Genomic DNA, 14,837 nt, shown 5'->3' on the forward strand with positions numbered 1-14,837 from the left:
GGGCGGAGGTCGATGCTTGTTGAGGCGATATGGCTGGTTCTATGACACCCAAGCTCTCCCGAACGATCCTGGCGACTTCCGATCCCGAGACTCTGGCGGCGGAGATTCTGCGCGCACTGAAATACAGGGTTGGCAAGGACACCACGGTCGCCACGCCCTATGACTGGCTGACGGCATCCATAAATGTCGTACGCGATCGCGTCATCGACCAGTGGATCAGATCAACCAAGGAAGCCTACGACGAGAAGGAAAAGCGGGTTTATTACCTGTCGCTGGAGTTCCTCATCGGCCGCCTGATGCGCGACGCTTTCTCCAACATCGGTCTCTGGGACGACATGCGGGTGGCTCTGAAGTCCCTTGGCGTCGAGATTGATGTCGTGGCTGGGCTGGAGCCTGACGCCGCGCTCGGCAATGGTGGCCTCGGACGATTGGCGGCCTGTTTCATGGAGTCGATGGCGACAGTGGACATTCCGGCCCACGGCTACGGCATCCGGTACCAGAATGGCATGTTCCGCCAGGAGATTTCCGACGGCTGGCAGGTCGAGCTTCCGGAAAACTGGCTCGATCACGGCAATCCGTGGGAATTCGAGCGCCGCGAACGCTCGTTCGAGGTCGGCTACGGCGGGCATGTCGAATCCGTGACGTCGAAGGACGGCCGGCTCGAAAAGCATGTCTGGAAGCCGGTCGAGCGCGTTCTGGCTGTGGCCTACGACACACCCGTGGTCGGCTGGCGCGGCACGCGCGTGAACACCCTGAGGCTGTGGTCTTCGATGGCGATTGACCCGATCCTGCTCGATGCGTTCAACGCCGGCGACCATATCGGCGCGCTGCGGGAGAGCAACAAGGCGGAAGCCCTCTCTCGCGTGCTCTACCCGGCAGATTCGACCGCAGCCGGCCAGGAGTTGCGCCTGAGGCAGGAGTATTTCTTCTCGACCGCATCATTGCAGGACATCACCCAGCGCCATCTCAGCCAGTTCGGCGACCTGCTCTCGCTGCCCGACCAGGCCGCTATCCATCTCAACGACACGCACCCGGCCGTCGCGGTCGCAGAGCTGATGCGTCTGTTCATGGACGAGCATGGCGTCGATTTCGACCAGGCGTGGGATGCCACCAAGCGGACCTTCGCCTATACGAACCATACGCTTCTCCCGGAAGCGCTGGAAAGCTGGCCGGTCGCGCTGTTTGACCGCCTCCTTCCGCGGCACCTGCAGATCATCTATGCGATCAACGCGCAGGTTCTTCTTGAAGCACGTTCCAGCGGCCATTTCAGCGATGAGCAGATCAGCCGTATCTCGCTGATCCAGGAGGGTGGCGAGCGGCGCGTGCGCATGGGCAATCTAGCCTTCGTTGGATCGCACTCGATCAACGGCGTCTCTGCGCTGCACACTGAACTGATGAAGGAAACCGTCTTCGCGGACCTTCACCAGCTCTATCCGGATCGCATCAACAACAAGACCAACGGCATCACGCCGCGTCGCTGGCTGATCCAGAGCAATCCCGGCCTGACCGGCATCGTGCGCGACGCGATCGGCGACAAGTTCCTCGACGACGTCGAGGAACTGACTGCGCTGGACAAGTTTGCGGGAGACGCCGCGTTCAGGGAACAGTTCGCTGCAGTCAAGCGCGCCAACAAGGAGAGGCTTGCGAACTACGTGTCCGGCCGTCTTGGCGTGAAAGTCGATCCGTCGGCCTTGTTCGACATCCAGATCAAGCGCATCCACGAATACAAGCGTCAGCTGCTCAACATCATCGAGGCGGTGGCTCTCTATGATCAGATCCGCTCGCACCCCGAGCGTGATTGGATGCCCCGCGTGAAGTTCTTCGGCGGCAAGGCAGCGCCGAGCTATCACAACGCCAAGCTTATCATCAAATTGGCAAATGACGTGGCGAAGGTCATCAATCGCGATCCGTCCGTCCGCGGCCTTCTCAAAATGGTGTTCGTCCCGAACTACAATGTCAGTCTTGCCGAGATCATGATGCCGGCCGCCGACCTGTCGGAGCAGATATCGACGGCGGGCATGGAGGCTTCCGGCACCGGAAACATGAAGTTCGGCCTGAACGGCGCGCTGACGATCGGTACGCTCGATGGCGCGAATGTCGAGATGAAGGAACATGTCGGCGACGAGAACATCTTCATCTTCGGCCTGACTGCCAATCAGGTGGCCGAGCGCCGCGCCAACGGGTACAATCCGCGCGCCGTCATCGATGCATCGCCGGACCTGTCGCAGGCACTTTCGATGATCTCCACCGGCGTGTTTTCGCCGGATGATCCCAACCGCTACCGCGATCTGCTTGGTGGGCTCTACGAGGGCGACTGGTTCATGGTCGCCGCCGACTTCGACGCCTATGCCGCAACCCAGCGCGAAGTGGACAAGGTGTGGAGCGACAGCCCGGACTGGTATGCACGCGCCGTCCGCAACGTTGCGCGGATGGGCTGGTTCTCCTCTGACCGAACCATCAGGCAATATGCAAAGGAAATCTGGAACGTCGCGCAATGATGTGATTGCATGCGGCCAGGGTCCTGAACTCTAGGCAAACAAGAAAATGCAGTCTGGGAGGACAGCCGATACATGAAGAAGCCGCGCGTTGCCGCGACTAAGTCCCGGCCGGTCGAGGCGTCGGCCGGGGATGTAGAGGCTATCGTCACCGGCGTTCACGGCGATCCCTTTGCGATACTAGGCGTTCAGGAAACGGCAGGCGGTTTCGTGGCCCGCTGCTTCGTACCCAATGCAGAGACAGCGACGGCGCATGCGCTGGATGGCCGGGAACTCGGTGTCCTTCAACGACGCGACAATCGCGGGTTCTTCGAGGGCGTTGTCGATATCGCCGAACGCCAGCCGCTTCGCTACCATCTGGGCAATCAGGGCGGCGACTGGTGGGTGACCGATCCCTATTCCTTCGGTCCAGTGCTCGGCCCGATGGACGACTACTACATCGCCGAGGGCTCGCATCTGAGGCTTTTCGACAAGCTGGGCGCCCACCTGATCGACCATGAAGGCGCAAGCGGCTTCAATTTCGCGGTCTGGGCGCCGAACGCCAAGCGGGTTTCCGTCGTCGGCGAGTTCAACGACTGGGACGGCCGCCGGCATTCCATGCGTAACCGCAAGGACACCGGAATCTGGGAAATCTTCATTCCCGACCTAGGTCCGGGCAAGGCCTACAAGTTCGAGATCGTCGGAGCACAAGGTGTACTGGTACCCCTCAAGGCCGACCCTTATGCGGACAGGTCGGAACTGCGCCCCGCGACGGCCTCGATCACAGCCGCTCCGCTGTCGCATGAATGGGGTGACGACGCGCATCGCGCATATTGGCGAAAAGCCAACCTGCGCCGCGAGCCTATCTCTATCTACGAAGTGCACGCCGGTTCGTGGCAGCGCCACGAGGACGGCTCGTTTCTCTCATGGGACGAAATGGCCGACCGCCTGATCCCGTACGTGAACGAGACCGGATTCACGCATATCGAGTTCCTGCCGATATCGGAGCATCCGTTCGATCCGTCCTGGGGCTACCAGACGACGGGCCTGTTCGCGCCGACCGCACGCTTCGGTGAACCGGAGGGGTTCGCGCGTTTCGTCGACGGAGCACATCGCGCCGGCATTGGCGTCATCCTCGACTGGGTGCCCGCGCATTTTCCGGTCGACTCTCACGGCCTAGAACATTTCGACGGGACGGCGCTCTATGAGCACGCCGATCCGCGGCAGGGTTTTCATCCGGACTGGAACACGGCGATCTACAATTTCGGACGGCGCGAGGTCGTCTCCTTCCTTGTCAACAACGCGCTCTACTGGGCCGAGAAATTCCACATCGACGGGCTGCGCGTCGATGCCGTGGCCTCGATGCTGTACCTCGACTACTCCCGTAAGGAGGGCGAGTGGATCCCGAACCGCGAGGGCGGCCGAGAGAACCTTGACGCAGTAAGCTTCCTGCAACGCATGAATAAGGAACTGTACGGTCATCATCCGGGCGTGATGACGATCGCTGAGGAATCGACCTCGTGGCCGAAGGTCTCGCAGCCGGTGTACGAAGGAGGGCTCGGGTTCGGCTTCAAGTGGAACATGGGCTTTATGCACGACACGCTTGAATATCTGTCGCGCGAGCCGGTCCACCGCAAGTTCCATCACAACGAGCTTACCTTCGGCCTGCTCTATGCCTTCAGCGAGAATTTCGTGCTTCCGCTCAGCCATGACGAGGTGGTGCACGGTAAGGGTACGCTGCTGACCAAGATGGCAGGCGACGACTGGCAGAAGTTCGCGAACCTGCGAGCCTACTATGCGTTCATGTGGGGCTATCCCGGCAAGAAGCTTCTGTTCATGGGACAGGAATTCGCTCAGCGCAACGAATGGAGCGAGGCGCGTTCTCTCGATTGGGGCGAGTTGCAGCATCCGCCGCATCGCGGCGTGCAGGCATTGGTGCGCGACCTGAACTATCTCTACAGGTCGCGGCCGGCGCTGCATGCGCGCGATTGCGAACCGGAGGGTTTCTCGTGGCTGATGGCGGACGAGGCGGAAACCTCTGTCTATGCTTGGGTGCGCACGGCCCCGGAGGGAAACCCGGTAGCAGTCATCTCCAACTTCACACCCGTGCCGAGGAAGGGTTATCGCCTGCCCTTGCCCGCGACGGGAAGGTGGCGCGAAATCATCAATAGCGATGCAAAAGACTATGGCGGATCGGGCATGGGCAATGCCGGCGCGGTGGAGGCAAGGCGGGAGGACGGCGGAGCGATCTTCGCCGAGGTGACCCTGCCTCCGCTCGCGACGATCATGCTTGAACTGGACGTCGGGCAGGGAGGGTAGTATGCCGGATACCAAGAGCACACAACCGCTGGCGCGTGATGCCATGGCCTATGTCCTCGCGGGGGGGCGAGGAAGCCGTCTGAAAGAGTTGACCGACAGGCGCGCAAAGCCTGCAGTCTATTTCGGGGGCAAGACGCGCATCATCGACTTCGCGCTTTCCAATGCGCTGAACTCCGGCATCCGCCGCATCGGGGTCGCGACCCAATACAAGGCGCACTCGCTGATCCGCCATCTTCAGCGCGGCTGGAACTTCCTGCGGCCGGAGCGAAACGAGAGCTTCGACATATTGCCGGCGAGCCAGCGCGTCTCGGAGACGCAGTGGTACGAGGGCACCGCAGATGCCGTCTATCAGAACGCGGACATCATCGAGGCCTACGGGCCGGAATACATGGTGATCCTCGCAGGCGACCATATCTACAAGATGGATTACGAACAGATGCTGCGCCAGCACGTCGATCAGGGCGCCGACGTGACGGTGGGCTGTCTTGAAGTGCCGCGCATGGAGGCCACGGGCTTCGGCGTCATGCATATCGACGATAAGGAAAGGATCATATCCTTTGTGGAGAAGCCGGCGGACCCGCCGGGGATTCCGGGCAATCCCGACTACGCGCTCGCCTCGATGGGCATCTATGTGTTCAGGACGAAGTTCCTGATGGAACAGCTGCGGCGCGATGCGGCGGCTGCGGATTCCACACGCGACTTCGGCAAGGACATCATTCCTTACATCGTCGAGCACGGCAAAGCCGTCGCGCACCGCTTCGGTACGTCCTGCGTGCGCTCGAGCGCGGAACGCGAAGCGTACTGGCGCGATGTCGGAACGGTGGACGCATATTGGGAGGCCAATATCGACCTGACCGACGTGACGCCGGAGCTTGATCTCTACGATCGCAACTGGCCGATATGGACCTATGCGGAGCTGAAGCCGCCGGCGAAATTTGTCCACGATCTGGATGGCCGCCGCGGCATGGCGGTATCCTCGCTGGTGGCGGGCGACTGCATCATTTCCGGTGCTTCCTTGAGGCAAAGCCTGATCTTCACCGGAGCACGCATCAATTCCTTTTCCGAGCTCGACCAGGTGGTGATGCTGCCGGACTGCCATGTCGGTCGCAATGCACGGCTGACGCGCGTGGTCATCGATCACGGCGTGCGCATTCCGGAAGGCTTGGTGGTCGGCGAGGACCCGGTGCACGACGCCAAGCGGTTCCGTGTATCGGAAAAGGGCATAGCCCTGATTACGCAGGACATGATCGACAGGCTGGGGAATTGATGCAGGTTCTCGCCGTCACGCCGGAAATCTTTCCGCTCATCAAGACCGGCGGGCTCGCCGATGTCACGGGAGCGCTGCCGATCGCGCTGGCCAAACAAGGCATCTCCACCCGGTCTCTTGTACCGGGATATCCGGCTGTGATGAGGGCGGTGAAAAAAAGCGCGCCACTGCATAGCTATCCAACGTTGCATAGCGGCGAGGCAACGGTTTTCGAGGCGACCGCAGCGGGGCTCGATCTCCTGGTTCTCGACGCGCCGCATCTGTTTGACCGTGTCGGCGGGCCGTATGGTGATACAACCGGTGTCGACTGGCCGGACAACTGGCGTCGCTTCGCCGCGCTGAGCTACGTAGGTGCCGACATCGCGGCCGGCGCGATCTCCGGTTACCGCCCGGATGTCGTGCATACGCACGATTGGCAGGCTGCGTTGACGCTCGCCTACATGCGTTACGGCGAGGCGCACGATACGCCTTCCGTCATCACGGTGCACAATCTCGCTTTTCAAGGACGCTTCGGCGCGGGTATCTTCGGCGAACTGGGACTGCCGGCGACAGCCATGAGCCTCGACGGCGTCGAATATTATGGCGGTGTCGGCTATCTGAAGGCCGGACTGCAATCCGCCTGGGCAATCACCACGGTCAGTCCTACCTATGCCGCCGAAATCCGGACGCCTGAATTCGGCATGGGGCTGGACGGCCTGATCTCGATGCGCGCGGCCGATCTGAAGGGCATAGTCAACGGCATTGATGTCGATATCTGGGACCCCTCGAAGGATGATCATCTGAAGGTCGGTTACTCGGCAAAGACGTTGAAAAGCCGCGCGGCAAACCGAACGGCTGTCGAGGAACGTTTCGGGCTCGTGCATGACGACAGCCCACTGTTTTGCGTGATCAGCCGCCTGACTTGGCAGAAGGGCCTCGACGTCCTTGTCGGCGTGCTCGACGAACTGGTCGGACTGGGCGTGCGGCTCGCCGTTCTCGGCTCGGGCGATGCTGCACTGGAAGGCGCGCTGCTTGCGGCTGCTGCCCGGCACAGCGGCCGCGTAGGCACCGTTATCGGCTACGATGAGGGCCTGTCGCACCTGATGCAGGCGGGCTGCGACGCGATACTCATTCCCTCGCGCTTCGAGCCGTGTGGGCTGACGCAGCTTTATGGTTTGCGCTACGGCTGCGTGCCGATCGTGGCCCGCACGGGCGGGCTGGCCGACACCGTCATCGACGCCAATGAGGCCGCCCTTGCCGCTGGCGTGGCCACCGGCTTCCAGTTCGACGCCGAAAGCGGTGCCGCGCTGGTTCATGCCGTCAAGCGCGCGATCGAGGTCTATGCCGACAAGCCGGCATGGGCCATCATGCAGAAGCAGGGCATGAAGGCCGACGTTTCCTGGGACCGGAGCGCGGCGAAATATGCCGACCTCTACCGTTCGCTCGTTGCGAGAAAGACCTGACCACATGATACGCACGGTCTCGACCACGCCCTATCAGGACCAGAAGCCCGGTACATCAGGCCTGCGCAAGAAGGTGCCGGTTTTCCAGCAGCCGAACTATGTCGAGAACTTCGTCCAGTCGATCTTCGACAGTCTCGAAGGCTATCACGGCAAGACGTTGGTTCTGGGTGGCGACGGCCGGTACTACAACCGCGAGGCGATCCAGGTCATCATCCGCATGGCGGCCGCCAACGGCTTCGGCAAGCTGATGATCGGGCAGGGCGGCATCCTGTCGACGCCAGCCACCTCCAACATGATCCGCAAGTACAAGGCTTTCGGCGGCATCATCCTCTCGGCGAGCCACAATGCCGGCGGGCCGCACGAGGATTTCGGCATCAAGTACAATTCGGAGAACGGCGGCCCCGCTCCCGAGAAGATCACCGACAGAATATTCGAGATCTCAAAGAAAATCAGCCAATACAAGATCGCCGATGTCGGTCCGGTCGATCTCGACAAGCTCGGTACGACCATGGCCGGGGACATGACGGTCGAGGTATTCGATCCGGTCAAGGATTATGCCGAACTGATGGAAAGCCTGTTCGACTTTGACGCGATCAGCGCGATGATCAAGGGCGGTTTTCGCATGCAGTTCGACGCGATGCATGCCGTCACCGGCCCCTATGCCAAGGAGATCCTGGAAAAACGCCTAGGCGCCCCGGACGGCACGGCGCGGAACTATCATCCGCTGGAAGATTTCGGGGGCCATCACCCCGATCCGAACCTCGTCCACGCCAAGGCGCTTTACGACGACGTCATGAGCCCATCCGGCCCGGATTTCGGCGCGGCGTCCGATGGCGACGGCGACCGAAATATGGTCGTTGGCAAGGGCATATTTATCACGCCGTCCGACAGCCTTGCCATCATCGCCGCCAACGCGACGTTGGCCAAGGGCTATAAGAAGGGCATCGCGGGCGTGGCCCGCTCCATGCCGACCAGCGGAGCTGCTGACCGAGTGGCGCAGAAGCTCGGTGTGGGTTTTTACGAAACGCCGACCGGCTGGAAGTTCTTCGGCAATCTCCTCGACGCTGGCAAGGTCACGCTATGTGGCGAGGAAAGCTTTGGCACGGGCTCGAACCATGTGCGTGAGAAGGATGGCCTTTGGGCGGTCTTGTTCTGGCTGAACATCATCGCCGCGCGCGGCGAAAGCGCCAAGCAGATCGTGGAGAAGCATTGGGCCGAATATGGACGTAACTACTATTCGCGCCACGACTACGAGGAGGTCGAGAGCGACCGCGCCAATGCGCTGGTCGCCGAACTGAGGGGCAAGCTGGCTTCGCTGCCGGGGACTTCGGTGCGCGGCATGAAGATCGCGGCGGCTGACGACTTCGCCTACCACGATCCGGTCGACGGCTCGATCAGCGAACATCAGGGCATCCGCGTGATGTTCGAAGGCGGCTCGCGCGTCGTGTTCCGCCTCTCTGGCACAGGGACCAGCGGCGCGACGCTGCGCGTGTATATCGAGCGCTACGAGCCCGACAAGACGCGCCACGACCTCGACACGCAGGAAGCGCTGGCCGACCTGATCGCGGCAGCCGACGACATCGCCGGCATCAGGAGCCATACGGGCCGAGACAAGCCGAGCGTCATCACCTGATGGAAAAAGGGCCGGGGGCGGCGACGGGACCACGCTTCGGCGCGACGGTGACCAAAGATGGCGTTCGTTTCGCCGTCTGGTCGGGTGCCGCGGAGCGCATGTGGGTCTCGCTCTTCGAGCCTTGGAACTACAGCGAGATCGACCGCCTTGAAATGGAGCGCGACGATGACGGGGTTTTCTCGCTCTTCGTGCCGGGTCTGAGGGCGGGCGCGCGGTATGGTTTTCGCGCTGATGGACGATACGCGCCCGAGCGCGGGCTGTGGTTCGATCCGGCCAAGATGCTGATGGACCCCTATGCCCTGATCATCGATTATCCGTATCGCTACAATGCGATTATGGCCGCAGTCCGCTGGCAGCAGGAAGATACGTCGAACATGATGCCGAAGGCGATCGTCACGTCGCCAACGGTCGTGCAGCGCAAGCCTCCGATATTCGCCGCTGGGCAGCTGATCTACGAGCTGAATGTACGTAGCTTCACTCTGAAACATCCCGAGGTCAGGGAAGAACTGCGCGGGACGCTGTCTGCCCTCCGCGAACCCGTCGTCATCGATCACCTCAAGAGGTTGGGCGTCGGCGCGGTCGAACTGATGCCGATCACGGCATGCATGAACGAACGGCATCTGCAGCCGCTAGGACTCCGCAACGCCTGGGGCTACAACCCCGTGTCGTTCATGGCGCTGGACCCCGACATGATTCCGGGCGGATGGGCAGAGCTCCGGGACACGGTCGCGGCCTTGCGTGACGAAGGGCTTGGGACGATCCTCGATCTCGTCTTCAACCATACAGCCGAGAGCGACGTGGAAGGGCCGACGGTTTCGCTGCGTGGGCTCGACAACCTGGCTTACTACCGGCACGACGAGGAGGGCCGGCTGGTGAACGACACCGGGACCGGCAACACGGTGGCGTGCGAACATCCGATTGTTCAGGAACTGGTCGTCGACAGCCTGCGCGCCTTCGTCGACTATGCGGGCGTGGATGGCTTCCGTTTCGATCTGGCAACGATTCTCGGACGCACGGAACAGGGCTTTCGAACAGATGCTCCTCTCTTTGAGAGAATCGCGGCCGACCCGATCCTCGCCGATCGAGTCATGATCGCCGAGCCGTGGGACATCGGGCCGGGCGGATACCAACTGGGCAATTTTTCCCAACGGTATCTCGAGTGGAACGACCGCTACCGCGACGACATCAGGCGATTCTGGCGCGGCGATGCCAATATGATCGGCACGCTGGCGACACGGCTCTCGGGCTCGTCCGATATCTTCGGTCGAGACGGCGCTGACCGGACGCGAACGGTCAATTTCGTCGCAGCGCATGATGGCATGACATTGGCCGACACAACCGCCTACGAGCGCAAGCACAACGAGGCGAACGGTGAGGACAATCGCGACGGCCACAACGAGAATTTCTCGTGGAACAACGGCGTCGAGGGCGAGAGCGCCGACTGGGAAATCCTCGCGCGACGGCGGCGCGATATCGAGGCATTGCTGGCCTCTCTCTTCGTCTCGCGGGGCACAATCATGCTGACGGCCGGCGACGAGTTCGGGCGAACGCAAAAGGGCAACAACAACGCCTACGCGCAGGACAACAAGCTGACGTGGCTGGACTGGGAGGGTCGCGACGTTGAGCTTGAGGCGTTCGCTTTCAGGCTAGCCGAGCTCCGCGATACCGCACCGGCCCTGGCTGCGACGGCGCTGCTGACGGACGAGGATGTCCAATGGTTGTCAGAGCTGGGTCAGCCACTGGAGACCGGGCAATGGGAAGATCCCGGTCGCCGGCGCCTGTGCATGATGCTGGCCAATGGCACCGAGCGCGGCGGCCGCATGGCGATCCTGATCAATGGCGATGCGAAAGGGGTTTCCTTCTCGTTGCCGTTGCGCAATGAATTCGCATGGAGACTGATCCTGCCGGGGGAGAGGGGGCAGTCAGGGACCGCGTGGGAGGTTGCCGGGCGAACGGTCGCGATAGCGATCGAGGAATAGCCGGCTCCGAATAGGGGTGAACGATGGGCGAGACGGCACGCAATCCGGACTGGTGGCGCGGCTGCGTGATCTATCAGGTCTATCCGCGCTCCTTCCAGGACACGACCGGGGATGGCAGTGGCGACCTCAAAGGCGTTACGCAGCGCATGGGCCATGTCGCCTCGCTGGGGGTGGACGCCATCTGGCTCTCCCCCTTCTTCAAGTCGCCAATGGCGGACATGGGGTACGATGTGTCCGACTATCGCGCGGTCGATCCGATGTTCGGCGAGATGGTGGATTTTGACGCGCTTGTCGAGGAAGCGCATTGGCATGGACTGAAGGTCATTATCGACCAGGTTCTGTCGCACACGTCGGACAAGCATCCGTGGTTTGTCGAAAGCCGTGCCGACAGGATCAATCCCAAGACGGACTGGTACGTCTGGGCCGATGCCAAGGCCGACGGCAGCGCTCCTAACAACTGGCTTTCGGTCTTTGGCGGATCGGCATGGGAATGGGATTCTGTCCGCCGACAGTATTATCTGCACAACTTCCTCGCCGCGCAGCCTGACCTGAATTTTCACAATGCCGATGTGCAGGACGCGCTGCTCGACGCGGTGCGTTTCTGGCTTGATCGCGGCGTGGATGGTTTCCGGCTCGATACGGTCAACTACTACGTTCACGACCGCTGGCTGAGAAGCAACCCGCCGCTTGCGGAAGCGGCTGCCGGCACGATCACCGAAACCAATCCATACCTTTACCAGTTGCACCTCTTCGACAAGACGCAGCCCGAGAACCTTGATTTCCTCAAGCGCTTCCGGGTGCTTCTCGATCAGTATGAGGGACGTGCGTCCGTGGGTGAGGTCGGGGACGAGAGCCGTTCGTTGCAGACGGTCGCCGCCTATACCAGCGGCAACGACCGGCTGAACATGTGCTACACCTTCGACATGCTGGGGGAGGAGTTCTCAGCTGCCTATATGCGCGGGCGCGTCGAAGCCTACGAGAAGAGTGTTGCCGACGGTTGGGTGTGCTGGGCCTTCTCCAACCATGATGTGGTGCGGCACGTTTCGCGCTGGGTGCGGCTCGGCGAGGATTTCGACGTGGTCGCCAAATTCGCGATCACGGTGCTCGCCTGCCTGCGCGGCTCCATCTGCCTCTATCAGGGCGAGGAGCTCGGATTGACGGAAGCCGACATCGCGTTCGAGGACCTTCGAGATCCGTACGGCATCCGCTTTTGGCCGGGCTTCAAGGGGCGCGATGGCTGCCGCACGCCCATGGTCTGGGAAGTCGAGAAAGAAAACGCCGGCTTTTCGACTGGCAAGCCATGGTTGCCTATTCCGCGAGAGCACCTCGGTCGTTCGGCCGATGTACAATGGGGAGAGAAGAACTCGGTCCTTTCGCGCTATCGTCAGATACTCGCCTTGCGCAAAGCCCACGTCTCACTCGGTCGGGGATCGATCAAGTTCATCGACAGCGACCACGACCTGCTTGCTTTCTTTCGCGAGGCAAATGCCGAGAAGACGATTTGCGTCTTCAACTTCTCCTCGGAAGAGAAGCGCTGGTCGTTGCCGGGTGGAACGCTTGTTTTTGAGGAGTTCGACTTTGAGGGAAGGGGCGCAAGGCTAGAGGGAATGTCGCTGACCCTGCAGTCGCGCGGCTGCTTTCTGGGTCGGGTTCTCTAAGACCGGAATCGCGAGCTGTAGCGAAGGCCCAAAAAGAGAAAAGGCCCGCCGGGGGAGGAGGTCCGGCAGGCCTAATCTGAAATGCGGCACGGGAGGAGATGTACCGCATTCGCTACTGACTCTCTGGGAGGAGGTAGATCGTCAGCAATACTGACCTATCCGATTGCTCATGAATGATGCAATATCCATTTCTGCATAGCTGATGTGCATCAACAAACTGTTGCAGGAAAGCAACGTCGCGATGGCTCTGATGCCGGCGATGTTTCCAGGTAAGTTGTTGGAGAACTGGTCGGAGTGGCAGGATTTGAACCTGCGACCCCGTCGTCCCGAACGACGTGCGCTACCAGACTGCGCTACACTCCGCGACCAGACGCGGGCTTATAGCCGCGCGGTTTCTAGACTGCAAGCGTTGGGGAAGCGATTTTGAGACAGCTGCCTTGTCCTTGGCGCTTTTCGGTTTTCAGTCTTGGCAACACCGCTTATACGGCTGCCGGAAGGGCCTGCCAAAGGTCCGCTGAATCAATCGCAGCTTAGGGGGCATCGTTGTCGTTCAGGATCGTCGAAGATGCCACGCCCAACAGCTTCGGGTTCGAAACCGATGCCTTGATCAAGGCCAGCGGCTTTCGCGAATACGATGCCCGCTGGTGGTTCGGGCACCCAGGATCAGGCAAGGCCCCAGACCTTAACCTGATCGGTGTGCAGGCGCTGGGAATGGGGCTGGGAACGCTGATCCGCAGGATGGGCGTGGGACCGGATATCGTCACCGGGCATGACTTTCGCAGCTATTCGCTTTCGATCAAGCTCGCGCTTGTCTCGGGACTGATGGCGGCTGGCGCGCGGGTCAAGGACATCGGTCTGGCGCTATCGCCCATGGCCTACTTCGCGCAATTCGCGCTCAATGCGCCTTCGGTTGCCATGGTCACGGCTTCGCACAACGAAAACGGCTGGACCGGCGTCAAGATGGGCGCGCAGCGTCCCCTGACCTTCGGACCGGAGGAAATGTCGGCTCTCAAGGAAATCGTGCTTGGCGGCGACTTCGATCTGGTGGGTGGTGGCGCCTATCAATTCATCGCGGACTTCCGCAACGTCTATCTCGGCGATCTGACCGCCGGCAAAAAGATTACGCGGAAGCTACGTGTCGTCGCCGCCTGCGGAAATGGTACGGCCGGAGCGTTTGCGCCCCAGGCGCTTGAGAGCATCGGTTGCGAGGTGATCCCGCTGGACGTCGAACTCGACAACACATTCCCGCGCTATAATCCGAATCCCGAAGACATGAAAATGTTGCATGCGATGCGGGACAAGGTGCTGGAAACCGGGGCTGACGTCGGTCTCGGTTTCGACGGCGACGGGGACCGGTGCGGCGTGGTCGACAATCTGGGCAACGAGATTTTCGCCGACAAGGTCGGCGCCATGCTGGCACGCGACATTTCCTCCCTGTACCCCGGCTCAAAATTCGTCGTCGATGTAAAGTCGACGGGGCTTTTTCAGACGGATTCCATTCTGAAGGCGAATGGCGCGACGACCGACTACTGGAAAACCGGACATTCGCACATAAAGCGTCGTGTGGCTGAGCAGGGCGCAATCGCCGGCTTCGAGAAATCCGGGCATTTCTTCTTCAATCCGCCGATCGGGCGAGGTTACGATGATGGCCTCGTCACTGCGACCGCGGTGTGCCAGATGCTCGACCGCAACCCGGAAAAGTCGATGGCCGACCTCTACGCGGCAATGCCCGAGACCTTCGGCACGCCGACCATGTCGCCGCATTGCGCCGACGACGTGAAGTATGACGTCGCCGAGCGTGTCCTCGCTGCAGTCCGTGACATCAGATCGCGCGACGAGCTTTTCGCCGGGCAGAAGATTGTCGACCTCGTTACTGTGAACGGTGTTCGCGTCGTCGCCGAGGATGGAACGTGGGGACTGGTAAGGGCGTCGTCGAACAAGCCGGAACTCGTGGTGGTGGTGGAAAGCCCGGTTTCGTCGACGCGGCGCAGGGAAATGTTCGAGGCGATCGACGCGGTGCTGCGCCGCAATCCCGAAGTCGGCGCTTATAATCAGACGTTCTGAC

At 61.4% G+C, this 14,837-nt stretch carries 8 protein-coding genes and 1 tRNA gene; 8 read left to right on the forward strand and 1 reads right to left on the reverse strand.

Translation table 11 applies throughout. The annotated features are described in order from the left end of the window. Nucleotides 1-41 precede the first annotated feature (41 nt). The 7 genes from ABMA32_RS07285 (at nucleotide 42) to bglA (ending at nucleotide 12,772) form a co-directional block, all read left to right on the forward strand. Nucleotides 42-2,498, forward strand: a complete 2,457-nt coding sequence (locus ABMA32_RS07285; RefSeq protein WP_425475483.1) for a glycogen/starch/alpha-glucan phosphorylase — start codon at nucleotides 42-44, stop codon at nucleotides 2,496-2,498. Between the two features lie 72 nt (nucleotides 2,499-2,570). Further along, on the forward strand, nucleotides 2,571-4,793 hold the full coding sequence (gene glgB / locus ABMA32_RS07290; RefSeq protein WP_349013037.1) for a 1,4-alpha-glucan branching protein GlgB: 2,223 nt from the start codon (nucleotides 2,571-2,573) through the stop codon (nucleotides 4,791-4,793). 1 nt (nucleotide 4,794) lies between these two features. Further along, nucleotides 4,795-6,060 (forward strand): glucose-1-phosphate adenylyltransferase, encoded by a 1,266-nt coding sequence (gene glgC, locus ABMA32_RS07295; RefSeq protein ID WP_349013038.1) that lies wholly within the window; start codon nucleotides 4,795-4,797, stop codon nucleotides 6,058-6,060. Further along, nucleotides 6,060-7,502 carry a glycogen synthase GlgA gene (gene glgA, locus ABMA32_RS07300; RefSeq protein ID WP_349013039.1) on the forward strand — a complete coding sequence of 481 codons (1,443 nt, stop codon included), beginning with the start codon at nucleotides 6,060-6,062 and terminating at the stop codon, nucleotides 7,500-7,502. The genes glgC and glgA overlap by 1 nt, the downstream gene beginning before the upstream one ends. A 4-nt stretch (nucleotides 7,503-7,506) precedes the next feature. Beyond that, nucleotides 7,507-9,135 carry an alpha-D-glucose phosphate-specific phosphoglucomutase gene (locus ABMA32_RS07305; RefSeq protein WP_349013040.1) on the forward strand — a complete coding sequence of 543 codons (1,629 nt, stop codon included), beginning with the start codon at nucleotides 7,507-7,509 and terminating at the stop codon, nucleotides 9,133-9,135. Beyond that, complete coding sequence (gene glgX, locus ABMA32_RS07310; protein ID WP_349013041.1) at nucleotides 9,135-11,114, forward strand: glycogen debranching protein GlgX; 1,980 nt, start codon at nucleotides 9,135-9,137, stop codon at nucleotides 11,112-11,114. The genes ABMA32_RS07305 and glgX overlap by 1 nt, the downstream gene beginning before the upstream one ends. Before the next feature lie 23 nt (nucleotides 11,115-11,137). Next, the gene (gene bglA / locus ABMA32_RS07315; RefSeq protein ID WP_349013042.1) at nucleotides 11,138-12,772 is read left to right on the forward strand and encodes a beta-galactosidase BglA; all 1,635 of its coding nucleotides are present in this window, start codon (nucleotides 11,138-11,140) and stop codon (nucleotides 12,770-12,772) included. A 286-nt stretch (nucleotides 12,773-13,058) separates the two neighbouring features. Here bglA and ABMA32_RS07320 read toward each other — a convergent pair. Further along, nucleotides 13,059-13,135: transfer RNA gene (locus ABMA32_RS07320), tRNA-Pro, on the reverse strand. A gap of 180 nt (nucleotides 13,136-13,315) precedes the next feature. Here ABMA32_RS07320 and ABMA32_RS07325 point away from each other — a divergent pair. After that, on the forward strand, nucleotides 13,316-14,836 hold the full coding sequence (locus ABMA32_RS07325) for a phosphomannomutase/phosphoglucomutase (protein ID WP_349013043.1): 1,521 nt from the start codon (nucleotides 13,316-13,318) through the stop codon (nucleotides 14,834-14,836). The last annotated feature ends 1 nt before the right edge of the window (nucleotide 14,837 follow it).

The sequence above is a fragment of the Mesorhizobium quangtriensis genome, from assembly GCF_040081925.1.
Classification (GTDB): Bacteria; Pseudomonadota; Alphaproteobacteria; order Rhizobiales; family Rhizobiaceae; genus Mesorhizobium_K; species Mesorhizobium_K quangtriensis.